20 protein-coding genes are annotated in these 22,048 nt (G+C 66.0%); 6 read left to right on the plus strand and 14 right to left on the minus strand.

Going from position 1 to position 22,048, the window contains the following annotated elements:
• The first annotated feature begins 36 nt into the window (after positions 1 to 36).
• Positions 37 to 768 (plus strand): response regulator transcription factor, encoded by a 732-nt coding sequence (locus AC1DFU_RS07405; protein WP_092291186.1) that lies wholly within the window; start codon positions 37 to 39, stop codon positions 766 to 768.
• Between the two features lie 21 nt (positions 769 to 789).
• On the opposite strand, the gene AC1DFU_RS07410 is transcribed toward AC1DFU_RS07405, so the two are convergent.
• Positions 790 to 1,782 carry a Bug family tripartite tricarboxylate transporter substrate binding protein gene (locus AC1DFU_RS07410; protein ID WP_441591508.1) on the minus strand — a complete coding sequence of 331 codons (993 nt, stop codon included), beginning with the start codon at positions 1,780 to 1,782 and terminating at the stop codon, positions 790 to 792.
• Positions 1,783 to 1,899: 117 nt separating this feature from the next.
• A complete protein-coding gene (locus AC1DFU_RS07415; RefSeq protein WP_177219853.1) occupies positions 1,900 to 2,163 on the minus strand; it encodes a hypothetical protein in 264 nt (87 codons plus the stop codon).
• Positions 2,164 to 2,425: 262 nt separating this feature from the next.
• Here AC1DFU_RS07415 and AC1DFU_RS07420 point away from each other — a divergent pair, with 262 nt between their 5' ends.
• The gene (locus AC1DFU_RS07420) at positions 2,426 to 3,733 is read left to right on the plus strand and encodes a M20/M25/M40 family metallo-hydrolase (RefSeq protein ID WP_092291180.1); all 1,308 of its coding nucleotides are present in this window, start codon (positions 2,426 to 2,428) and stop codon (positions 3,731 to 3,733) included.
• A gap of 94 nt (positions 3,734 to 3,827) precedes the next feature.
• Here AC1DFU_RS07420 and AC1DFU_RS07425 read toward each other — a convergent pair whose 3' ends face one another.
• The gene (locus tag AC1DFU_RS07425; protein WP_092291178.1) at positions 3,828 to 5,057 is read right to left on the minus strand and encodes an MFS transporter; all 1,230 of its coding nucleotides are present in this window, start codon (positions 5,055 to 5,057) and stop codon (positions 3,828 to 3,830) included.
• 189 nt (positions 5,058 to 5,246) lie between these two features.
• Between AC1DFU_RS07425 and AC1DFU_RS07430 the strand changes: the two genes are divergently transcribed.
• Positions 5,247 to 6,065 (plus strand): AraC family transcriptional regulator, encoded by an 819-nt coding sequence (locus AC1DFU_RS07430; RefSeq protein ID WP_092292079.1) that lies wholly within the window; start codon positions 5,247 to 5,249, stop codon positions 6,063 to 6,065.
• 46 nt (positions 6,066 to 6,111) lie between these two features.
• Here the strand turns inward: AC1DFU_RS07430 and AC1DFU_RS07435 are convergent, their stop codons facing one another.
• The 8 genes from AC1DFU_RS07435 to AC1DFU_RS07470 all read right to left on the minus strand — a co-directional run bounded on the left by AC1DFU_RS07435 (position 6,112) and on the right by AC1DFU_RS07470 (position 15,002).
• Positions 6,112 to 7,371, minus strand: a complete 1,260-nt coding sequence (locus tag AC1DFU_RS07435; protein ID WP_441591511.1) for a M20 aminoacylase family protein — start codon at positions 7,369 to 7,371, stop codon at positions 6,112 to 6,114.
• Between the two features lie 227 nt (positions 7,372 to 7,598).
• Positions 7,599 to 8,447 carry a fumarylacetoacetate hydrolase family protein gene (locus AC1DFU_RS07440; RefSeq protein ID WP_092291174.1) on the minus strand — a complete coding sequence of 283 codons (849 nt, stop codon included), beginning with the start codon at positions 8,445 to 8,447 and terminating at the stop codon, positions 7,599 to 7,601.
• 147 nt (positions 8,448 to 8,594) lie between these two features.
• A complete protein-coding gene (locus AC1DFU_RS07445; RefSeq protein ID WP_441591513.1) occupies positions 8,595 to 9,374 on the minus strand; it encodes an oxygen-binding di-iron domain-containing protein in 780 nt (259 codons plus the stop codon).
• Between the two features lie 97 nt (positions 9,375 to 9,471).
• Positions 9,472 to 10,137 carry a glutathione peroxidase gene (locus AC1DFU_RS07450; RefSeq protein WP_369823464.1) on the minus strand — a complete coding sequence of 222 codons (666 nt, stop codon included), beginning with the start codon at positions 10,135 to 10,137 and terminating at the stop codon, positions 9,472 to 9,474.
• 131 nt (positions 10,138 to 10,268) lie between these two features.
• Positions 10,269 to 11,759, minus strand: a complete 1,491-nt coding sequence (locus AC1DFU_RS07455; protein WP_441591625.1) for an MDR family MFS transporter — start codon at positions 11,757 to 11,759, stop codon at positions 10,269 to 10,271.
• Positions 11,760 to 12,010: 251 nt separating this feature from the next.
• Positions 12,011 to 12,451, minus strand: a complete 441-nt coding sequence (locus tag AC1DFU_RS07460; RefSeq protein ID WP_441591515.1) for a CBS domain-containing protein — start codon at positions 12,449 to 12,451, stop codon at positions 12,011 to 12,013.
• Between the two features lie 202 nt (positions 12,452 to 12,653).
• Positions 12,654 to 14,084: an ATP-dependent RNA helicase DbpA gene (gene dbpA / locus AC1DFU_RS07465; protein WP_092291166.1), complete on the minus strand. Its 1,431-nt coding sequence runs from the start codon at positions 14,082 to 14,084 to the stop codon at positions 12,654 to 12,656.
• Between the two features lie 42 nt (positions 14,085 to 14,126).
• The gene (locus AC1DFU_RS07470) at positions 14,127 to 15,002 is read right to left on the minus strand and encodes a DUF72 domain-containing protein (RefSeq protein WP_441591517.1); all 876 of its coding nucleotides are present in this window, start codon (positions 15,000 to 15,002) and stop codon (positions 14,127 to 14,129) included.
• A gap of 182 nt (positions 15,003 to 15,184) precedes the next feature.
• Between AC1DFU_RS07470 and AC1DFU_RS07475 the strand changes: the two genes are divergently transcribed.
• From AC1DFU_RS07475 to AC1DFU_RS07485, 3 genes are read left to right on the plus strand one after another with little or no spacing between them, the layout of a single operon-like run.
• Positions 15,185 to 15,625, plus strand: coding sequence for a DUF3375 family protein (locus AC1DFU_RS07475; protein ID WP_441591518.1), 441 nt, complete (start codon positions 15,185 to 15,187; stop codon positions 15,623 to 15,625).
• The gene (locus AC1DFU_RS07480) at positions 15,622 to 16,236 is read left to right on the plus strand and encodes a DUF4194 domain-containing protein (protein WP_441591520.1); all 615 of its coding nucleotides are present in this window, start codon (positions 15,622 to 15,624) and stop codon (positions 16,234 to 16,236) included. Before AC1DFU_RS07475 ends, AC1DFU_RS07480 begins: the two co-directional genes overlap by 4 nt.
• A 10-nt stretch (positions 16,237 to 16,246) precedes the next feature.
• Entirely contained in the window at positions 16,247 to 17,878 is a 1,632-nt protein-coding gene (locus AC1DFU_RS07485; RefSeq protein ID WP_441591522.1) for an ATP-binding protein, read from the plus strand.
• 120 nt (positions 17,879 to 17,998) lie between these two features.
• Here AC1DFU_RS07485 and AC1DFU_RS07490 read toward each other — a convergent pair whose 3' ends face one another.
• From AC1DFU_RS07490 to gyrB, 3 genes are all read right to left on the minus strand, one after another.
• A complete protein-coding gene (locus tag AC1DFU_RS07490) occupies positions 17,999 to 18,862 on the minus strand; it encodes a restriction endonuclease (protein ID WP_441591524.1) in 864 nt (287 codons plus the stop codon).
• Positions 18,863 to 18,935: 73 nt separating this feature from the next.
• Complete coding sequence (locus tag AC1DFU_RS07495) at positions 18,936 to 19,268, minus strand: nucleotide pyrophosphohydrolase (protein WP_441591525.1); 333 nt, start codon at positions 19,266 to 19,268, stop codon at positions 18,936 to 18,938.
• Positions 19,269 to 19,368: 100 nt separating this feature from the next.
• Positions 19,369 to 21,894: a DNA topoisomerase (ATP-hydrolyzing) subunit B gene (gyrB, locus tag AC1DFU_RS07500; protein WP_092291126.1), complete on the minus strand. Its 2,526-nt coding sequence runs from the start codon at positions 21,892 to 21,894 to the stop codon at positions 19,369 to 19,371.
• Positions 21,895 to 22,048: the final 154 nt, after the last annotated feature.

Consider the following 22,048-nt stretch of genomic DNA (forward strand, 5'->3'; position numbering starts at 1 on the left):
CATGGCCGCATTGAAACAAGCCGAGGGAGGCCCATCGTGAAGATCGCCGCGCTGGCGGACAACCCGTCCCGCGCCGGAATGCTCAGGCACGCGCTGCATCGGGGCGGGCATGTCGTGCGCTGCTTCGGGTGTGGAAAGTCGATGACGGACGCGGTGCGGGATGCCCGCTACGACGTGCTGCTGCTGGACCGCGCCAGTTCCATCGCCGCCGCGACGGCCGCGTGCGACGTGCTGAAATGGGTGCGCGACACGCTCGGACAAGGCGTGCCGGTGATGATGCTGGGCAGGGGCGACGACGACGCACAGGTGGCGGCCTGCCTGGCGGCGGGCGCCGATGCCTACGTGGGCGAGGCGGGGCGCGGGGCCGAGTTGCTGGCGCGCGTGGAGGCGCTGGCGCGGCGCGCGGCAGTACCGGGAATGCTGGCCGGCACCGTGGCGCCGGCGGGCTTCGGCGACATGCCCGAGCAACTCGTGAGCGGCGTCTATCGCTTCGTCACGGCCGAGCGGCAGGCCTGGGTGGCCGGTGTGCCCGTGGCGCTGGCGCCAAAGGAGTTTGCGCTGGCCCTGCTGCTGTTCCGCAACCTGGGCACGCTGGTGCTGCGCGAGGCGATGATCCGGCACGTCTGGCCGGACGGCGGGGTGCACACACACGCGCGCACCGTGGACAGCCACCTCTCGCGCGTGCGGACCAAGCTGGCGCTATGGCCCCGCAACGGCGTGATGCTGCGGGCGATCCACCGGCTGGGCAGCCGGCTGGATCTGGTCTAGCCGATGGTGGACGACGGGGGCTCAGTCGGCCTTGATGCCGGCTTCCTTGACGATGCGCGCGTTGTCTTCCGATTCCGCGCGAATAGCGGCGGCGAACTGCGCGGCGGTGCCGCCGGTGGGCACCTCGCCGCCCTTGAGCAGGCGCTCGCGCACTTCCGGCTCGCCCAGCGCCTTGTTCAGTTCGGCGTTGAGGCGGTTGATGATGGCCGGCGAGGTCTTGCCCGGAGCGAAGATGCCGAACGTCGACGTCAGGTTGGCCTTGGGATAGCCGAGTTCGGCGAAGGTCGGCACGCCGGGCAGGCTCTCCAGGCGCTTGGGCGCGCCCACGGCCAGCGCGCGCAGGCGGCCCGCCTGCATATGCTGGCTCAGCATGGGGCTGGCGTTGGTGCTCATCACCTCGAACTGCGCGCCCAGCGCGTCGTTCATCTGCTGGCCCGCGCCCTTGTAGGGGATCAGCGTGATGTCGGCCTTGGACTTCGCCTTGACCTGCTCGAGCATCACGTGCCCGACTGTGCCCAGGCCCGAAGTGGCCCAGCGGACCGAACCCGGCTTGGCCTTGGCCTGCGCGACGAGGTCCGCGAAGGCCTTGCCGGCGAAGCCCGAGGTGGCCACCACGAGCACCGGCGAGTACATGACGCTCATGACCGGCGCCACGTCGTGCTCGGGGTCGTAGTTGACGCGGCCCACGTGCGGGTTCAGCGTCAGCGGGCTGGTGGAGGCGAAGCCGATGGTGTAGCCGTCCGGCGCGGCCTTGGCCACGGCGTCGATGCCGATGCTGCCGCCAGCGCCGGCCTTGTTCTCCACCACCACGGAGGTGCCCATCTGTACGGACAGCTTCTCGCCCAGCGCGCGGGCCACGGCGTCGCTGATGCCCCCGGTCGGGTAGGCCACGATCACGCGGATCGGGCGGCTCGGGTAGGCGTCGGCCGCGTGGGCGGAGGAAACGAAGGACGGGGCCGCAAGCGTGGCGACAGACAAGGCCGCCAGCAGCGGCTTGGAAATGGCAGGAAACATGGCGGAAACGGGGCGGGAGGGTTGCTGATGGATAGGCGCTATCTTAGCCGAAGGGCCCCGGCGGCCGAACCGCCCGCTTGCCGTTCCGGCCTTGCCAGCCCTCCCGGCGAAGCCGTTTTAGCGCACGAGCGGGTGTTCCGGCACCCACGAGACGAAGAGTTCGTTGGCGCGGTCGTACAGCCGCCACGCCGTGCCGCACTCGCGGCAGGTGAAGGACAGCATGCTGAACGGCACCCCGGCCGCGCTGGCACTGACATGGGGCGCCGTGTTGCGCAGAGCCAGGCAGGCGTGCGGCTCGCGCCGGCGCGGGTCCTCGGCCAAGGCCAGGCAGTGGGCGCAGGCGGGGCGGGTGGGTACCGGCAGGGGCGGGGCGGCTGGCATGGCGGGATGACCGGAATGACCGGGGAGCGGGGGCACGGCGGACTTCATGCCCGCCATGATGCCGCAAAACGCTGGCGTTGGCCCCATCTGGCGGTGATTGGTCCGTGGCCGGGCCATGGGCAGGCCATGTCGCGCCATGTCTGCTGCGTGCGCGCGACAGGCTGGCGTTTTCACGCGGCATCGCGTCTGGCGCACTTTACGTGGCGGCGCCATGCGCTCAAGATTTCCGATCCCACATCCCCATAACAAGGAGCCTGACCGCATGCCATCCGTTCGTCGCCCCCGCTTCCCTGCCCTGCGCGCCCTGCCGTTCGCGCTGGCACTGGCCTCCGCCTGCGCCGCCACGGCCCACGCCGCCCCGGTGGAGCCGGCCTACCAGCTCGCCCAGCAGGAGAAGCCCGCGCTGATCGCCACGCTCAAGGATCTGGTGTCGATCGAGTCCGGCAGCAAGGATATCGAGGGTCTGGACCGCATCGCCGCGCTGATCCGGGACCGGCTGGCCGCGCTCGGCGGCGACGCCAAGCTGGTCGAGCCCACCGAGGTCTACCGGATGGAAGACACGCCGGAGAAGGTCGGCAAGATGGTCGTGGCCCAGTTCAAGGGCACCGGGCGCCGCAACATCATGCTGATCGCCCACATGGACACCGTGTACCTGCGCGGCATGCTCGCGCAGCAGCCGTTCCGCGTGGACGGCGACCGCGCCTACGGGCTGGGCATTGCCGACGACAAGAATGGCGTGGCCGTGATCCTCCACACGGTGGCCATCCTGCAAAAGATGAAGTTCAAGGACTACGGCACGCTGACGGTGCTGATCAACGGCGACGAGGAAATCAGCTCGCCGGGCGCCCGCGCCATGATGACCAAGCTCGGGGCGCAGCAGGACGCCGTGTTCTCGTGCGAGGCCACGCGCGTCACGGGCGACCGCCTGTCGCTGGCGACGAGCGGCATCGGTGCGATTTCGCTGAAAGTCGAGGGCAAGGCGTCGCACGCGGGCAGCGCGCCGGAGCTGGGCCGCAACGCGCTGTACGAGCTGTCGCACCAGATCCTGCAAATGCGCGACCTGTCCAACCCGGACACCGGGCTCAAGGTCAACTGGACGATCTCGAACGCGGGCACCAACCGCAACGTGGTTCCGGCCGTCGCCACGGCGCAGGCCGATGTGCGCGTGCTGCGCACCGCCGACTACGATGGCCTGGAGCGCACGCTGCAGGAGCGCGTGAAGCAGAAGCTGATTCCGGACACCAAGGTCGAGGTCAAGTTCGAGCGTCGTCGCCCGCCGCTCGAGGTCACCCAGGCGGCGCGCACGCTGGCAGCCCATGCGCAGGGCATTTATTCGGAAATCGGCGAGAAGCTGATGGTCTATGACACTGCCGAAGGCGGCGGCACCGACGCGGCGTTCGCGGCGGCGGGCACCAAGGCACCGGTGATCGAGCGCTTCGGGCTGCGCGGCTTTGGCGCGCATTCGAACGATGCCGAGTACGTGGACCTGAACTCGGTCACGCCGCGCCTGTACCTGCTGACGCGGATGATCATGGATGTGTCCCAGGATAAGGCTGGGGCCGCGAAGTAGGCGTTCTACGAGGGGTGGCGGGCAGGTTCATGCGCCGGCCCTCTCCCCCGGCCCCTCTCCCGCAAGCGGGCGAGGGGAGCAATCCAACGGCGGGCTAGGCCGCCGCGGTCTTCTTCCGTCCGCCAAGGTCCGGCAGGAACACCGCCAGCAGGCCGAGCAGCGGCAAATAGGCGCAGACGTCGTACACGGTCTTGATGCCGTGCGTGTCGGCCAGGGTGCCGAGCACGGCGGCGCCGATGCCGCCCATGCCGAACGCGAAGCCGAAGAACAGGCCGGACACCATGCCGACCTTGCCCGGAATCAGCTCCTGGGCGAACACGAGGATGGCCGAGAACGCCGAGGCCAGGATGAAGCCGATCACGAACGACAGCACGCCGGTCCAGAACAGGTTGGCGTGCGGCAGCATCAGCGTGAACGGCGCCACGCCGAGGATCGACGCCCAGATCACGCGCTTGCGGCCGATGCGGTCGCCAATCGGGCCGCCGAGGATGGTGCCGGCCGCCACCGCGAACAGGAACAGGAACAGGTAGATCTGCGAAGACTGGCGGGTCAGCCCGAACTTCTCCATGAGATAGAACGTGTAATACGTGTTCAGGCTCGCCATGTAGAAGTACTTCGAGAAGATCAGCAGCAGCAGCACCGCGATGGCGCGGACCACGGTGCGGGTCGGCAGCGGCTTGGCCGCCGTGCCGGCGCCCTTCTTCTTGGCTGCGCGCTCGGCCAGGTGGCGGCCGTACCAGCCGCCGATCTGCCACAGCACGGCAATCGCCAGCAGCGCGGCCAGCGAGAACCACGCCACGCTGCCTTGCTGGTGCACGATCCACGCCGCCAGCAGCGGCCCCATGGCGCTACCGCCGTTGCCGCCCACCTGGAAGATCGACTGGGCCAGCCCGTGCTGGCCGCCCGAGGCCATGCGCGCCACGCGCGACGACTCCGGATGGAAGATCGACGAGCCGGTACCCACCAGCGCCGCCGCCACCAGCAGCACGCCATAGGTCGGCGCCACGGACAGCAGCAGCAGCCCGCACAGCGTAAAGCCCATGCCGATGGCCAGCGAATGTGGCTTCGGATGCTTATCTGTGTACAGGCCAACGATCGGCTGCAGCAGCGACGCGGTGATCTGATAGGTCAGCGTCAGCAGGCCGATCTGGGTGAAGCTCAGGTTGAAGCCGCCCTTGAGCATCGGATAGATGGCCAGGATCAGCGACTGAATCATGTCGTTGAGGAAGTGCGCGAAGCTGATCGCGTACAACACGCGGAAGCGCGTGCCTTCCTCGCGGTGCGCGGCCTCGGCGGCGGGGGCGGGATTGACGGTTGTGCTCATGGGGCGGGGCGCATTGGCCGATCTGGTTAAAAGTGTGACGATCGCATCCTAAATGGCAAATTTCCGCCTGTCCTGCGAGAATGGGGCCGGAACTTTGGAGAAAAGGACATGCCGCCCACCCCCCGTCCTCGGAAAGCGACGCCGCCGCCAGTCGAGTGGATCGACCGCACCACGCCGGGCGCCCGGCGCCTGCCGCCCGATGCCCCGCACGACCCCGATGCCGACGCCCGGGCCGACACCTACGCGGCCTCGCCAGCCTACATCCGCTACGACCGCAGCCCGATGCCGGTAACGGCCATGGCCGCCGACTACGCCCCGGGCCACGTCACCAAGCCGCACCAGCATCCCCACGCGCAGTTGATCCACGCGATGCACGGCGTGATGGTGGTCTCCACGGCGGACGGGCAGTGGATCGTGCCGCCCACGCGCGGCATGTGGATGCCCGGCGGCACGGTGCACTGGATTCGCATGGTCGGCCGCGTGCAGATGCGCACCGCCTATATCCGCCCGGACGCCGCGCCGGACCTCCCCACCCGCTGCACCGTGCTCGGCGTCACCGCGCTGCTGCGCGAGCTGATCCTGGCCGCCATCGACATCCCCCTGCCCTATGCACCGGACTCGCGCGACGGTCGGCTGATGCGGCTGCTGCTCGATGAGGTGCTGCTGGTGCCGACCCTGCCGCTGCACCTGCCGCGCCCGAGCGATGTCGGCCTGCGGCAGATCTGCGACGCCATCGTCGAAAGCCCGGACACCGACCTGACCCTGGCCGACTGGGGAAACTCGCTGGGGGTGGATCCGAAGACGATCCAGCGACGGTTCGCGCGCGAGACCGGCATGACCTTCGGCCAGTGGCGCCAGCAGGCGCGGCTGCTGGCCGCGCTGGAGCGCCTGGCGGCGGGGGCGAAGGTGGTGGATGTGGCGCTCGACATGGGCTATGGCAGCCCGAGCGCCTTTGCGACGATGTTCCGGCGGCAGTTCGGCGTGCCGCCCAGCGCCTTCTTCCGATAACTGCCCGATGAGCCCGGTCGGGGCTCAGGCCCCGATCGGGTCCCGCTCAGGCCCCATCCAGGTAACGCTCGGCCAGCCGGGTCCAGTACGCCGCGCCCACGGTCAGATTCTGGTCATTGAAGTCGTAGCCGGCGTTGTGCAGCAGCGGCTGGTTGGCGCCGTTGCCCATCCGCACGAAGCAGCCCGGGCGCTGTTGCAGGAAGTACGCGAAGTCCTCGCTGCCGGCGATCCGGTGGAAATTCGGCACGGCACGCTCCGGCCCCACCAGTTCCTCGGCCACCTGGCGCGCGAACTCGGTTTCGGCCTCGCTGTTCACCAGCACCGGGTAGCCGCGCACGTAGTCGATATCGACCGTAGCGCCGTAACCCTCGGCGTGCGATGTAGCCAGCTGGCGGATGCGCGCCTCCATCGACGCCCGCACCTCGGGGTTGAACGACCGCACGCTGATTTCCATGCGTGCGCTGTCCGGAATCACGTTCGGGGCGTGGCCGGCGTGCAGCGTGCCGATGGTCACCACGGCGGTCTCGTTCGGATCCACATTGCGCGATACCACCGATTGCAGCGCCATCACCAGGCTGCCGGCCACCAGGATCGGGTCGATCGACTGGTGCGGGCGCGCCGCGTGGCCACCCTTGCCGCGGATCGTGATCGCTACCGTGTCGCAGGCCGCCATGAACGGGCCGGATCGGAACATGAAGGTGCCCGCTTCCACGCCCGGATGGTTGTGCAGGCCGAAGATCGCATCGCAGGGAAACCGCTCGAACAGGCCATCGGCCAGCATCCGCTCCGCCCCGCCGCCCGCGCCGATTTCCTCGGCCGGCTGGAAGATCAGGTGGATGGTGCCGTTGAAGCGGCGGGTCCGCGCAAGCTGGCGGGCGGCGCCCAGCAGCATGGTGGTGTGGCCGTCGTGGCCGCACGCGTGCATCTTGCCCTCATGCACGCTGGCATAGGGCAAACCCGAGCGCTCGTGAATCGGCAGCGCGTCCATATCGGCGCGAATGCCGACACTCCGCTTGCCCGTGCCGGCGCGCAGCGTGCCGACCACCCCGGTGCCGCCCACGCCGCGCGTGACCTGATAGCCCCACCCCTCCAGGCGGGACGCCACCAGTTCGGCAGTGCGGATCTCGTTGAAGGCCAGTTCGGGATGCTGGTGGATGCTGCGCCGGATGTCCTGCAGTTCGTCGTGGCAATCGAGCGTGTCGTGCAGCGTGCAGTAGGAGCGCTTGGGGGATTCGGTGGAGCCGTTCGCGAGCTTGACCGCGACGGTCTTCAATATCGATTCTATTTCGGGGGCATGTTCAGACATGGCATTGCTCTTGTGGCTTGCATGTATGAACAGTATTTCACGCAGGGTCGAAGGGTAAAACCCAGAATGCGGATTTCGTGCGTATGCGCCCTAAACCGTGCCAAAACTGTTGCCCTTAGGGGACGCTTTGTGTGGAACTGCGACCCTTTGTATGAAGACGTTTCAGCGGGGAACCCGAAAGTCCCCCTTTTTCTGGCAACGATGTCGGACATGGGCCGACGCCCGACTCAGCGCTCGCCGTATGGCACGACCTGCTGGGTCTGCTCGCCGAGGCCGGCGATACCGAGGCGCATGGTGTCGCCCGCGCGCAGGTAGCGCGGCGGCTTGAACCCCATGCCCACACCCGGCGGCGTGCCCGTGGCGATCAGGTCGCCGGGCAGCAGGGTCATGAAGCGGCTGACATAGCTGACCACGGTGGCGACGTCGAAAACCATGGTCGCGGTGCTGCCTTTCTGCATGCGCTGGCCGTTCACGTCCAACCACATCGCCAGGTTCTGGGGTTCGGGCACCTCGTCGCGCGTGACCAGCCAGGGGCCGACCGGGCAGAAGGTGTCGCAGCCCTTGCCCTTGTCCCAGGTGCCGCCGCGCTCGATCTGGAACTCGCGCTCGGACACATCGTTGACCACGCAGTAGCCCGCCACGTGCTCAAGCGCCTGGGCCTTCGAGACATTGCGCGCGGTGGTGCCGATGACCACGCCCAGCTCCACCTCCCAGTCGGACTTCTCCGAACCGAACGGCAGCATCACGGCATCGTTGGGGCCGTTCAGCGAGGAATTGGCCTTCAGGAAGACGATCGGCTCGGCCGGCAGCGGCATGCCGGCTTCGGCGGCATGGTCAGCGTAGTTCAGGCCGATGGCGATGATCTTGCCGATGCCGGTCCAGGGCACGCCGTGGCGGGCGCCCTCCACCAGCGGCAGCGTGGCGGGGTCGATCGCGGCCAGCCGGGCCAGCGCGGCCGGCGCCAGTTCGTCCGGGCCGATGTTGCCGATCACGGCAGACAGGTCGCGCACGCGGCCATCACGATCCACGACGCCCGGGCGCTCTGCACCGGGCTGTCCTACGCGTACTAGTTTCATGGTGATTTCCTTGGTTTCTGGGCTGGCCGTGGGAAGCGAGACGGCAAGGAAACCGAGGATAGCCGGAATCTGGCCGGCTTGTCCTGTGCAGCAGCGGAGACATCCCCGGTGGAGAAGTACCGCCAGGGTCACCACCACGCGCTACGTTTACGCCCCGGCCGGCACGCGATAGTGGGAGCTGTCGAGCAGGTCGAGCCCGCATTCGAGCTGCCCCACCCAGTCGATAAAGCGCTTCACCATCGCCCGGCCCCGGAACGACGGCCCGTGCTGCGGCACGATCCATTCGATATCCATGGTCCGCGCCATCTCGGCCCAGAGCCGGCACGCCCGGTTGCCGCTCATATAGCGGCGATGGAACGGCAGCATGCGCGGGAGATGGGCGTCGAAGTCCTCGACCACCGCGCCGGCCTCGGCGGCCGTGGTCATGGCCGCGCCCAGATCGCCCGAGAACAGGATCTTGCTGATGGGATCGTAGAAGTGGAAATTGCCCTCCGAATGGAGGAAGTGGGCGGGGACGGCGATCAGGTTGCTCGCGCCGAGCGGCACGACCATGCCGGCATCCGGAATGCCGATCACGCGGCCGGCCATCTTCCCGGCCTGGCAGATATGGGGCAGGAAGCGCGCCCATACCTGCGAGATCAACACCTTGCTGTCCGATGCCGTCAGCCAGCGGCCCACCGACGCCACGATGTCCGGATCGGCATGGGAGGCCAGCACGTAGTCGAGCCGCTTGGGCGGAAAGTGGCGGCTGATCGCCATATACAGCTCGCCGTAGGTCAGCGCACCGCCGGGATCGATCAACGCCCCGTGACCGTGGTTGACCACCAGGAACTGGTTCGACTGCACGACGTCCCCGTCGCCATCGTCCACCAGGTCGGTGAACACCATGCAGACATGCTCGCTCGATTCATATAGCGCGATAGCCATCGCGGCCCCCCTTTCGCTCGTTTTTGTTTTGAATCGGCGAAAGTACCAGCGGGGGCGGTTCGACCTTTGACGGGGATCAAAGGTCGGTCATGCGGTCTTAGCGCGTGCTGAGCAGCTTCTCGATATTGGCCACGAGTTGCTTGTCGTCCGGCTTGACCATGCTGTTGTAGCTGCCGACGACCTGCCCCTTGCGGTCGATCAGGTATTTATAGAAGTTCCACTTCGGCGCGGTGCCGGTTTCCTTGGCCAGCAGCTCGTACATCGGGTTGACATCGCTGCCGCGCACGTGGGACTTGCCCAGCATCGGGAACTTGACGCCGTAGGTGTTGTAGCAGAAGTCGGAAATTTCCTTCGAGGAGCCGGGCTCCTGCGAGAAATCGTTCGACGGGAAGCCGAGCACGACCAGGCCGCGCTCCCGGTACTTGGCGTAGAGCGCCTCGAGGCCCTCGTACTGCGGCGTGAACCCGCAGTAGCTGGCCGTGTTGACCACCAGCACGACCTTGCCGGCGTACTGGCACAGGTTCTGGGGCGACTCGTCCTGCAGGCGCGGGAACTTGAAGTTGAGCGTCGCCGGGCAACTGCCGGCCTGACCGGCTGAAGCGGCGGCTGTGGGGGTCGACTTCTCGGCGGCGTGGGCTGCGCGCGGCAGCAGGCTGGCCGTGGCGGCGGCCATCGCGGACACCGCCAGGGCGGCGAGCAGCGCGCGGCGCTGGAGCGTCAGGGTGGCCGTGCGCGGGTGGCGCATCCGGGTCGGGGGGACCATGCGGGTCATGACGGGCGACTCCATATTGGGGCGTGAAAGGTAGCCTCCGCAGTCTACGCCTTCGTCGGGTTCACTGCACTCCGTGCTGCAGGATCGATGATGGAAGATGGCGGCCGCCATCCGTCCGGGGGTCAGTCCATCACCGCCGTCGCGGCGTGCTCGGTCACGCTGGTACGCAGTTCCAGGTCCGGCATGCGCCGCACGATCAGTAACGCCACCACCGCCGCCACCGCGCCCGCCGCGAAAATCAGCTGGAAGCCCGACTCCACGCCGGCGGACAGCACCTGCCGCACGGCCGGCGACAGATGCGCCATCGCCTCGCTACCGTGGCGCAGCGCGCCAAGGTCCAGCGCCTGGGTCACGCCGGCGCGGCCCATCGCCTCGCGGAACTCCAGCGCCAGCAGCGTGCCGGCCAGTGCGCCGCCAATCGCGCTGCCGAGCGAGCGCACCACCAGCAGCGCGCCGGTGCCGGCGCCCATGTCGCGGCGCTCGAGCGCGTTCTGTACCGAAATCAGCGTGCCGACCATCGCCATGCCCAGCCCCACGCCGCCCACCGTCATGGCGAGCAGGACGGCAGCCGTGGGCACGTCCGGGGTAGCGCCAGCCAGCGCGCTCAGGCCGATGGCGGCCAACACGAAGCCGGCGCTGAGAATGCCCCGCATGCGTCCCATGCGCGGCGCCAGCCAGGCCACCACGAGGTTGCCGGCCACGGTGGACAGCAGGAACGGCACCACGAGCAGGCCGGACATCGCGGCATCGGCATTGCGCGCCAGCTGGAAATGCAGCGGCAGCGCGAAGATGCACAGGAAGATATTGAGCGCGGCCAGCGCCGAGGCGCCCACGCCCATCACATAGGCGCGGTTGCGGAACAGACGCGGCGGCAGCATCGGGTCCGCCGCGCGGCGTTCCTGCCAGGTCAGCAGCGCCAGCGCCCCGGCCGTGATGGCCAGCAGCGCGCCGGTTTCCGGGGAGATCCAGTCGAAGGCATCGCCGGCCCAGCTCATGGCGAGCAGGAAGGCGACGATGGCCACCGCGAGCAGCAGCGCGCCCAGCCAGTCCACGCGCGGCCGGCCGCCGCGCGGGCGCAGGTTGGCCAGGCCCCGGTAGCACATCGCCATGGCCAGCGCGCCGAGCGGCACGTTGATCCAGAACAGCCAGCGCCAGGACAGATGATCGGACACCCAGCCGCCCACCAGCGGCCCGGCGATGGAGGCCATCGCCCAGACCATCGCCAGATAGCCCTGGTAGCGCCCGCGCTGGCGCGGCGCCACTACGTCCGCAATGGCCGCCTGCGCCAGCGACATCAGCCCGCCGCCGCCCACGCCCTGCAGCGCCCGGAACAGGATCAGCTGCGTCAGCGACTGCGCCAGCGCGCACGCCACGGAGGCGAGGATGAACAGCGTGATGGCCACCATCAGCAGGCGCCGCCGCCCGAAGCTATCGGACAGCTTGCCGTACAGCGGCGTGGTGACGGTGGAGACGATCAGGTAGGCAGTGACGATCCACGACAGATGCCCAAATCCGTTGAGATCATTCGCAATGGCGGGCACGGCGGGGATGACCACGGTCTGGTCCAGCGCCGCGAGCAGGATACATAACACGATGCCGCCGATCACCCGCATGATGGCGCGGTGATCGTGGACGATGGGCGGATGTTCGGGAACGGAGGCGGTAGCCTCCACGGCGGATTGCGGCGAGGTGGGCGACGACATGTGGCTACGGCGGGATGGAGGCTGCGGGCACCATCCCTTGCGTGGGGACGGCCTAATTCAGTATCCGCATAATTATATGCGGAAGCCATCGTTGACGTAGCAATGAATTTTGGCGAGAAGTGGCCACGGCGCCACATGGCGCGTCCGTGGCCTGATGGCCGCTAGCGCGAGCCGCCGGTGATGTAGTGTTCGAGTTGCTCGATCACGAAACGCTGTTCGCTGATGATGTTGTTCACGAGGTCGCCGATCGACAGCATGCCGAGCAGTTCGTCCCCTTCCATCACGGGCAGGTGGCGCAGGCGGTGCCGCGTCATCAGGCTCATGCAATCGTCCGTGGTCTGGTCCGCCCGCACATAGATCACCGCTGAGGTCATGATCTCCCGCACTAGCGTTTCGCGCGACGTACGTTGCATCAGAATCACTTTTCGGGCGTAATCGCGTTCGCTGAGGATGCCCTGGATCTTGCCGTGCTCCATCACCAGCAACGCGCCGATGCCTTTCTCCGCCATCAGTTGCAGCGCGGCGTAGACCGTCGCTGAAGGAGGAATGCTGAAGATCGCCTGATTTGGCTTCGCTTCCAGAACCTGCCGTGCGGTTTTCATAGACCGACTCCTTATTGCTGTCTGGGGAAATCGCTGCACCGGCCCGCCGCGCTGTCTTGCCCCCGCATACGCCGCCGGCCGCTCATTCAGATTAGCAAAGGATAGTCGGCGCTTACAGGGTGACTTTCACGAATCTTTGTAAGCAAGCCGACGTGCCCTATTGTTTCTTCTTGCGCACAATTCCCAGCAGCGAAGTCGCGCGTTACTCGGTCAGCATCCGCACCCGCACCTTGCGGCCCTTGACCTTGCCATCGTTGAGCCGTTTGACCGCTTCCTTGCCGATGGCACGATCCACGGCGATGTACGTGGACATCTCCATCACGTTGATCTTCCCGATCTGTTCCTTGGTGAAGCCGGCCTCGCCGGTCAGCGCGCCGAGGATGTCGCCCGCGCGGATCTTTTCCTTGCGGCCGCCGAGCATTTGCAGCGTGACCATCGGCGGCAGCAGGCGCTCCTTGCTCTTCGGCACCAGCTCGGTCAGCGCGTGCCATTCGAATTCGCCGCCCTGATGCTGTTCCAGGTTCCCCACGCGCCCCATTTCATCCATGCTGACCAGGCTGAACGCCCAGCCTTCGGCATCCGCGCGGCCCGTGCGGCCGATGCGGTGCACATGCACCTCGGGGTCGGGCGTGACATCGACGTTGATCACGGCTTCCAACTGGGCGATGTCGAGACCGCGGGCTGCCACGTCCGTGGCCACCAGGACCGAGCAGCTCCGGTTCGCAAACTGCACCAGCACCTGATCGCGGTCACGCTGTTCCAGGTCGCCATGCAGCGCCAGGGCCTCGAAGCCCTGCGCGCGCAGCAATTCGACGAGATCGCGGCAACGCGCCTTGGTATTGCAGAAGGCAAGCGTGCTGGCAGGCCGGAAGTGATCGAGCAGGCGGCCCACAGCTTGCAGGCGGTCGCCATCCTCCACCTCGTAAAAACGTTGACGAATCTTGCTGGCGCCGTGCGTCTCGGCCAGCTTGATCTCGCGCGGCTTGTTCAGGAACTGCTGGCTCAGCTTGACGATGCCGGGCGGGTAGGTGGCCGAGAACAGCAGTGTCTGGCGGTCCTTCGGGCAATGGTTGGCGACGAACGCGATGTCATCGAAGAAGCCCATGTCGAGCATGCGGTCCGCTTCGTCCAGCACCAGCGTATTGATACCGCGCAGGTCCAGGCTGCCGCGCTCGATGTGATCGAGAATGCGCCCCGGGGTGCCCACAACGATATGCGCGCCATGGATAAGGCTGTCGACCTGTGGCCGCATAGGCGACCCGCCGCACAGCGTCAGCACCTTGATGTTCTCTTCCGCACGCGCCAGGCGGCGGATTTCCTGCGTGACCTGATCGGCCAGCTCGCGCGTGGGACAGAGCACGAGCGCCTGCACGTCGAAGCGGCGTGCGTCGAGCCGATGCAGCACCGCAAGCCCGAAGGCGGCGGTCTTGCCGCTACCAGTCTTGGCCTGCGCGATCAGATCCTGCCCGGCCAGCGCCAGCGGCAGGCTGGCGGCCTGGATCGGCGTCATGGTGTCGTAGCCGAGCTGCGCCAGCGTGGCGAGCATAGCGGGCGACAGCGCCAGATCAGAGAACGGCGCGCCTGCCGAAGTCGTGGCGGGGGCGGTGGAGTTGGGGGTTGGGCTCGAAGTCATGCCGGATTATAGCGGCGGGGGTGGCTCGGAAACCGGCTTCAGTCACGCAGCCTTGCGCGCGGCGGGCTTCTTCACCGGCACGTCCTCGGTCGGCGCCCATCCCAGCCGCTCGAGCAGGGCCTGCGCCGCCGCCGGCGCGTGCTCCTTCGCCCCGTTGATGAAGAACAGGAACAACCCCTTGGGCTTCTGACGGGCGCCGGCCTGCTCATCCACGCGCGGCAGGTCGTCCGGCACGCTACCGCCGGCCCACGCGGTGGCGCGCGCGGCCCAGGCGTCGAGATCTTTCGGCGCATAGCCGGTCTTGAGCTTGGCCTGCGCGTTCATCAGCCGCGCATAGGCAAAGTCCGCGGTCGGGTCCGCGAACGACGGAAACTTTGGCGAATCTGTGTACACCGTGGCCGCCTTGAACTTGCGCGCGAGTTTCAGGTAGTCGTCGCACATAAAGCTCTCGTGCCGCACCTCAAGCACGTGCCGCAGCTTCACGCCTTCGACAGCATCCGGGAGCAAGGTCAGGAATGCCTCGAAGTCATCGGCCACGAACTGCTTGGTTGGCGCGAATTGCCAGACGATGGGACCGAGTTTCTTGCCCAGCTCGGCAATGCCGCTGTCGATGAAGCGGGCGATGGAGTCGCCCGACTCGGCCAGGATGCGCCGGTTGGTGGCGAAGCGCGACGCCTTCACCGAGAACACGAAGCCATCCGGGGTCGCATCGCGCCAATTGGCGAATGACGTTCGCTTTTGTGTCCCGTGATAGGTGCTGTTGATCTCGATGGCGGTCAGGTGACGGCTTGCGTACTCGAGTTCGCGCGCCTGCGCGAGCCCGGACGGGTAGAAGTTGTCGCGCCATGGCGCAAAACTCCATCCGCCGATGCCGATGTGGATGTTACCTACCGTCTTGCCTTGCTTGCGCACTGCCATGACCACCTCCGCCAATCACGCAAAATGCGATGCATACCAGTCTAGCGCGCAGCGGCGTGTCCGGCCAACGCCACGTTTTCGTCGCATGACGATTCATGGCGGGAATGTTGCTTCCTGAATGTGGCGACCGAAGGCACACTACAACCGATTCCAGCCGCCTCACCTAACCCGGAGGGCCCGCCTTGCGCATCGACCCCGACACGCTCCCGGCCATTCTGCAAAGCATCGAGGCACGGGCCCTGGCACTGCGCGACACCCCGCCAGCCGGCTTGTTTTCGTCGATCGACGAGACGGCGGCTCACATCGACCTGCCCATGGAGCGGGTGCTGTATCAGCCGCCGCCGGCTGCGGCCCTGAGTCAGAGCCTTCTCAAACGACGGGTCGAAGCTGCGCTACGCAGCCAGCCGCAAGTCTCGCTGCAATCCCTCTGCGGGGACCACCCACTCGAACACGGCCTCGCGGAGTTGCTGACTTATCTGCAACTGACTGGCGATACCTTCCATTGCGTCGTCGATGAGGCGGCGACCGAGACCGTCACCTGGCACGCGCGCGGCATGGGCGGCGAGCCGCTGACACGCGGCGCACAAATGCCACGCGTCGTCTTTGTGAGACATGGATCATGAGCGCGCACGGTCCCCACGCCCTGTCGCCCCTTGTGGTCCCGCTGCTCAAAGGGGTGCTGTGCCGCGAAGACTCACCCAGCGCTTGGCAGGCACTCGTGTCACAGCAGGCAGCCGTGCGCGACTATGTGGCCGTGCTGGGCCTCGCCCTGGTCGTCGACGAGGACGATGGATTCGCATTTCTACGAGTGCTATCAGCGCCAGCGGCAGATGCCACGGCGCCCTCTTTGATCGCCAGACGCCCCCTGTCCTACGCGGTCAGCCTCACGCTGGCGTTGCTGCGCAAGGCGCTCGCCGAATTCGACGCTGCCGGTCTCGATGGCCCACTGATCCTGACGCGCGAAGACATCGCTGAATTGCTACGCACGTTCCTGCCTTCGGGCAGCAATGAAGCCAAACTTATCGACATGGTCGACTCGCATGTGGGCAAGATCGTCGAACTCGGCTTCCTGCGGCGCGCGGGCCAAACGGAAACACCTTCGTACGAAGTCCGCCGGGTGTTGAAAGCATTTATCGACACCCAATGGCTGGCCGATTTCGACGCGCGGCTGGCCGCCTATCAGACACAACTGCGCGGCACCTCCACCGAGCGCACGCGAGGCGTCGATGGATAGGCCACCCACCATGGCACCGGAGACGGTGGCCCCGGATATCGAGGCCACCACACTGGATGCAGGATTCCGCCTGATGCGGCTCGAGGTCTCGAACTGGGGGCCGTTCCGGCAAGGTGTGACATCGATGTGTCCCGACGGCCGCCATGCCGTGCTGACTGGCAACCTCGGGCCAGGCACGAGCGCCCTGGTCGAGGCCTTGAGAATGCTCCTACTCCCGGCCCCGAACCCCGCTATCACGCCGCATGCGACGGATCGGCCCGCCATGCTGCTTGGCGTCTTCCACAATGCCGCGTTCGACAGAACGGTCACCCTTGCCCAGATATTCCCTAGCGCGGCGGATCAGCCCCTGCCCGCGCGGCTGTTCGTCGCCGCGCCGCATGAATTGAGCATCGGCGGGGATCTTTCTCACTTCGACGGCGACCTCGTCGCCCTCCGCAAATCGCTGCGCACGGTCGGCGCCGAATCCTTCGACACCTTCGCGCGGTATCACGCATGGTTCCGTCGCTGTTTCACCATCGGCGATCCGCTACCCGTCGAGGCTCTGCGCGCCTGCCGCGACGCGCTGGACGGCTACTTTGCCAGCCTCAAGCTCGCGCTGCTGGAGGTGCGGCTCGGACAACTGGCCGACGACTGGGCGCGGCACGACCGCCGCGTGCTGGATGAAGTGGAGCGCCACGCCGCGCTGCGTGCCCAGGCGCTGCACCTGCGGCATAGCATTTCCGCGAGTGGCGGCGAGCGGATCGCGCAGCTCGACATCGATATCGAGCAACTCGAACGGGTACGCGACATCCGCCGGCAACGCGCAACGCTGTACGCCACGCTGATTGCCTCCGTCAACGAAGCGCCTGCCGCCACCGAGGCGGACTTCCTCGCCCAACGCGAGCGGCTGGCGGCGCGCCGGGCCCATGCGCCGTCCGCAGCGCTCTCGCAACTCTCCGCTTTTTCAGACTTCCACGAAATCGACTGGCACATGCCGGCGCGGGACGCCGCGCGGCTCGGCGAGGAAAAGCAACGACTCCAGAATGCCTCGGACATCCTCCAGCAACTGGCCGATGGATTGGAGGAATTACGAGGGACGATCCGGTCATGCGAGCAATCGCTCGATGCCTGCCGCGACGCCCGCACGGCGGCGCAGACGGCGATGGCCATCGCAGAAACGGAGCGCCAGCAGGCGGAAGACCTACTGGCCGCGTCCGAACCCGCCATGCAGTCGGCCAGCCTCGACATGCTCGACGCGCTGCGCGCCGAGGCGTTCGGGCAACACGCGCCCACCGTGGAATCATGCGACCCCTGCCGCGAGAGCATGCGCCGCTGGCTCCAGGCCCGCATCGACGCCGACGCACGCGACTGGGCACTTCTGGACGAACAACTACGCGACGCGCCATCCGCGCTGGCCACCGCAGAGGCGGCTCGGCCCTACCGCTTCCACCTCGCCGTGCTGGATGAATCATTCTGGCGGGGCGACGACGACACCACGCGCAACTGGCTACAACGGCTAGGCGCCGCCAACGTGCAATGCCTGATCGTCACCCCGATGGAGAAGATTCCTATTGTTGAGCCGATGGTGTCCAGCGTGGCGTTTGTGCGGTATGAGGGAGACGCTGCAGCGCGGGTCTGGCGCGTGGCAATCGGGAATGTGTAGGAAGAAAATTACCGATCGATAACGCGAAAGCGTCTATCGAGCGATTTAGGAAGGAAATCTTCCCGATCGGTAAGTCGGCAGATCCGAGACAGCCCGCTCTATCCGCGAAAACCGTATCCCTCACAGTCCCCGAACACCACGGCACTTTGGAAACGCCTCACATCCCCAAAATGCCTTACCCACGTTAGCGCCTTGCTTTGCGATCCGCTGGAGCATCTGTGCACCGCACTTCGGGCAAGCTGGCGTCGGGCCGGCACTTGAGGCCATCGGTTCGACGGAGGTATATTGTGCCGACAGTGCAGGAGATGGCGCGATCGCTTCGTTTTTTCGAATCCGAGCCAATAGCGACGCGCCATCCACGAGTTCGATATTCTTGCCCCTGGCAAATGCCGCCGCATCCGACGTGAAAACGCCTGACGTCACGACAAAACCGCCAGCCGCGCCTCTATCCGTCATGACGCCGTAGAGTTCCCGAACCACTTTCACGGAGACCTTGTACGCCTTCCACTGTTTGCATTGAACCAGGAATATCTCGCCGGACTTTCGCAATTGTAGGTCCACGCCGCCGTCAGCTCCACCGCCACCGACTTCTGTCACGGTATAGCCATCTGCGCGAAACGCCTGTCCCACAAGCATTTCGAACTCGCGCCACGACATTTGATTCAGGGCTTTACCTGACGCATCAGCGGCTACCGCGCCAATAAGCCTCTCTCGCTTTTTCTTTTCAAAATACGACGCCAACGCGCCTGCGAGAACGATGGTAGGGACGATGTACTGGCCATATGTGGCGAACGCCTTGACCATCTGTGCAACAACCATACTGCCGATCTGACCAGGCGGCACATTGGTGGGAACGTCGGCGATGGCATAACGATGCAATATGCCGTAGGCGACCACAGCAAGGACTACGCTGGCCCACCATGGCAACATCCGGGCAATACCGAAAAGATCCTCGAAGACACCGTTATTATTTCTTCTTGCCATCGCGATGCTCGCTTACGCCCGTAGGGTTTTTGAATTCGTCCTTATGCCGCGAGTGTGCCTGAATTCGATTCCGCTACGCTTCCCCCGCAGGTGGGGGATATTTCACCGCATTCATTTCCATTTTCGCCCTCACCGCGGCATCCAGATCCACCCCCAACGCCGTCACAAGCTGCGTGAGGTAAATCGTAATATCCGCCAGTTCCTGCTCCACATGCGCCCGCTCCGCGGTCGCCATGACGTTGCGGGATTCCTCTTCCGTCTGCCACTGGAAGATTTCCACGAGTTCGGACACCTCGACGCTCAGCGCCATGGCGAGATTCTTGGGGCTGTGATACTTGCCCCAGCCGCGCCGCTCGCCAAAGGCGGCGGCGGCGAGTTGGAGATTCTTGATATCGATGAGAGGCATGGACAGTCTCACTTCAATGAAAAAGGGTTACGGCCTGGCAAGCCGTAACCCCATTTGATGACTAGCGTTTTTATGATCTCGCTAGGATCGGCGCACCACCTCAAACATCAATATTCCGCGCCACCAGCGCATTCGACTCAATGAAATGACGACGCGGTTCCACTTCGTCGCCCATCAGTGTGGTGAAGATCTGGTCGGCCGCGATGGCGTCTTCGATCTGCACGCGCAGGAGGCGGCGCTGGGTCACGTCCAGCGTGGTTTCGAACAGCTGCTCGGGGTTCATCTCGCCCAGGCCCTTGTAGCGCTGGCGGGACACGCCGCGCTCTGCTTCGGAGAGCAGCCATTGCATGGCCTGGTGGAAGTCGGACACCGTCTGATCGCGCAGGCGTTCGCCTTCGCCGCGCTTGACCTTGGTGCCTTCCGGGATCAGGCCCTGGAAGGTCGTGGCGGCGCGGGCGAGTGCGGCGTAGTCGGCGCCATGGACGAAGTCCGCGTCCAGGTGCGACAGGCGCACGTTGCCGTGGTGCCGGCGCGCGATCATCAGGCGGTGCTTGTCGGTTTTCTCGTCGAATTGCGCATACACGTCAGCGGTGCCGTCGTCGTTCACGGCGGCGCCCAGCAGCGTCTTGGCGTGCATCTCGGCCAGCTTGGCCTTCAGCGCCACGGCCGAGGCTTCCGCCGCTGCCGCGTTGTCGAGATCCAGCACCACGCCGTCGGCGATGGCGCGCAGCGCGTCCGGGTCGACGATGCGGGACAGGCGGCCGATGACGCCTTCGGCCAGCTGGTACTGGCGCGCCAGCTCGGTCAGGGCGTCGCCCATGATCTCGCTGCCGTCCGGGCGCGTCAGGGACGCCTTCTCCATCGCCAGCTTCAGCAGGTAGGCGTTGAGTTCGTTGTCGTCCTTGATGTACCGCTCTTCCTTGCCGTGCTTGATCTTGTACAGCGGCGGCTGGGCGATGTACACATAGCCGCGCTCGATGATGTCCGGCATCTGGCGATAGAAGAACGTCAACAGCAGCGTGCGGATGTGCGAGCCGTCCACGTCCGCATCGGTCATGATGATGATGCGGTGGTAGCGCAGCTTCTCGAGGTTGTAGTCGTCCTTGCCGATGCCGGTGCCCAGCGCCGTGATCAGCGTCAGCACTTCCTGGCTGGACAGCATCTTGTCGAAGCGCGCGCGTTCCACGTTCAGGATCTTGCCCTTCAGCGGCAGGATTGCCTGGAACTTGCGGTCGCGGCCCTGCTTGGCCGAGCCGCCTGCGGAGTCGCCCTCCACCAGGAACAGTTCGGACAGCGCCGGGTCGCGCTCCTGGCAGTCGGCCAGCTTGCCCGGCAGGCCCATGCCGTCGAAAGCGCCCTTGCGGCGCGTCATTTCGCGGGCCTTGCGGGCCGCCTCGCGCGCACGAGCGGCATCCACGATCTTGCCGCAGATGATCTTGGCGTCGTTCGGCGTTTCCAGCAGGAAGTCGGTCAGCGCCTTGCTTACCAGTTCCTCCACCGGCAGACGCACTTCGGACGACACCAGCTTGTCCTTGGTCTGCGAGCTGAACTTCGGCTCGGGCACCTTCACGGACAGCACGCAGGACAGGCCCTCGCGCATGTCGTCGCCGGACGTCTCGATCTTGGCCTTCTTGGCGATCTCGTTTTCTTCGATGTACTTGTTGATGACCCGCGTCATTGCCGCGCGCAGGCCGGTCAGGTGGGTCCCCCCGTCGCGCTGCGGAATATTATTCGTGAAGCACAAAACCTGCTCGTTGTAGCCATCGTTCCATTGCATGGCCACTTCCACCGTGATGCCTTCCTTCTCGACATTCGCGTAGAAAATGGTCGGATGCAGCACGGTCTTGGCGCGATTGATGTACTCGACGAAGCCCTTCACGCCGCCCGAGTAGGCAAAATCCTCTTCCTTGCCCGTGCGCTGGTCGGTCAGGCGGATGTGCACGCCGTTGTTCAGGAACGAGAGTTCGCGGATGCGCTTGGACAGCACCTCGTAGTGGAACTCCACGTTGGTGAAGATTTCCTCGTCGGCCAGGAAGTGCACTTCGGTGCCGCGCTTGTCGGTCGCACCGATGACCTTCATCGGCGAGACTTCCACGGGGTTGCCATCCGGACCGTTCACGGTCTCGATCACGCGGTTCTGCACCTCGCCCTTGGCGAACTCGATCAGGTTGACCTGGCCGTCGCGGCGCACGGTCAAACGCAGCCACTTGGACAGCGCGTTCACGCAGGACACGCCCACGCCGTGCAGGCCGCCAGACACCTTGTAGCTGTTCTGGTTGAACTTGCCGCCCGCGTGCAACTCGGTCATGGCGATTTCCGCCGCGCTGCGCTTCGGCTCGTGCTTGTCGTCGAACTTCACCGCCGGCGGAATGCCGCGGCCGTTGTCGACGATGGAGATCGAGTTGTCGCTGTGGATCGTGACCTGGATCTCGGTGCAATAACCAGCCAGCGCCTCATCGATGGAGTTATCCAGGACCTCGAACACGAGGTGGTGCAGGCCAGTACCGTCGGAGGTGTCGCCGATATACATGCCCGGGCGCTTGCGTACCGCCTCCAGGCCTTCCAGGATCTGGATCGAAGAGGCTCCGTAAGAGTTTTCCTGCTGCGGATTTTGCTGGTCGGTCATGTTTTCCTACTCACGATACTCACGGCAAATGCGGAATCCGGTCCCGACGCCGGGCTGGCGCGGGGTCTGGGGTCCGCAATGGCGGGTTACTTAAAAACGGCAAAAGGGGCGGATCGTTGGGATCCTGCCCCTGCTGCGGTGTGTGCCCGGTTGT

The sequence above is a fragment of the Cupriavidus sp. 10L45 genome, from assembly GCF_056395225.1.

What these genes read in the sequence shown, in the direction of transcription:
- AC1DFU_RS07410 (WP_441591508.1), bottom strand. Translation starts at nt 1,782, where the DNA reads ATGTTTCCTGCCATTTCCAAGCCGCTGCTGGCGGCCTTGTCTGTCGCC.
- AC1DFU_RS07415 (WP_177219853.1), bottom strand. Translation starts at nt 2,163, where the DNA reads ATGCCAGCCGCCCCGCCCCTGCCGGTACCCACCCGCCCCGCCTGCGCC.
- AC1DFU_RS07420 (WP_092291180.1), top strand. Translation starts at nt 2,426, where the DNA reads ATGCCATCCGTTCGTCGCCCCCGCTTCCCTGCCCTGCGCGCCCTGCCG.
- AC1DFU_RS07425 (WP_092291178.1), bottom strand. Translation starts at nt 5,057, where the DNA reads ATGAGCACAACCGTCAATCCCGCCCCCGCCGCCGAGGCCGCGCACCGC.
- AC1DFU_RS07435 (WP_441591511.1), bottom strand. Translation starts at nt 7,371, where the DNA reads ATGTCTGAACATGCCCCCGAAATAGAATCGATATTGAAGACCGTCGCG.
- AC1DFU_RS07440 (WP_092291174.1), bottom strand. Translation starts at nt 8,447, where the DNA reads ATGAAACTAGTACGCGTAGGACAGCCCGGTGCAGAGCGCCCGGGCGTC.
- AC1DFU_RS07445 (WP_441591513.1), bottom strand. Translation starts at nt 9,374, where the DNA reads ATGGCTATCGCGCTATATGAATCGAGCGAGCATGTCTGCATGGTGTTC.
- AC1DFU_RS07450 (WP_369823464.1), bottom strand. Translation starts at nt 10,137, where the DNA reads ATGGTCCCCCCGACCCGGATGCGCCACCCGCGCACGGCCACCCTGACG.
- AC1DFU_RS07455 (WP_441591625.1), bottom strand. Translation starts at nt 11,759, where the DNA reads ATGCGGGTGATCGGCGGCATCGTGTTATGTATCCTGCTCGCGGCGCTG.
- AC1DFU_RS07460 (WP_441591515.1), bottom strand. Translation starts at nt 12,451, where the DNA reads ATGAAAACCGCACGGCAGGTTCTGGAAGCGAAGCCAAATCAGGCGATC.
- dbpA (WP_092291166.1), bottom strand. Translation starts at nt 14,084, where the DNA reads ATGACTTCGAGCCCAACCCCCAACTCCACCGCCCCCGCCACGACTTCG.
- AC1DFU_RS07470 (WP_441591517.1), bottom strand. Translation starts at nt 15,002, where the DNA reads ATGGCAGTGCGCAAGCAAGGCAAGACGGTAGGTAACATCCACATCGGC.
- AC1DFU_RS07480 (WP_441591520.1), top strand. Translation starts at nt 15,622, where the DNA reads ATGAGCGCGCACGGTCCCCACGCCCTGTCGCCCCTTGTGGTCCCGCTG.
- AC1DFU_RS07485 (WP_441591522.1), top strand. Translation starts at nt 16,247, where the DNA reads ATGGCACCGGAGACGGTGGCCCCGGATATCGAGGCCACCACACTGGAT.
- AC1DFU_RS07490 (WP_441591524.1), bottom strand. Translation starts at nt 18,862, where the DNA reads ATGGCAAGAAGAAATAATAACGGTGTCTTCGAGGATCTTTTCGGTATT.
- AC1DFU_RS07495 (WP_441591525.1), bottom strand. Translation starts at nt 19,268, where the DNA reads ATGCCTCTCATCGATATCAAGAATCTCCAACTCGCCGCCGCCGCCTTT.
- gyrB (WP_092291126.1), bottom strand. Translation starts at nt 21,894, where the DNA reads ATGACCGACCAGCAAAATCCGCAGCAGGAAAACTCTTACGGAGCCTCT.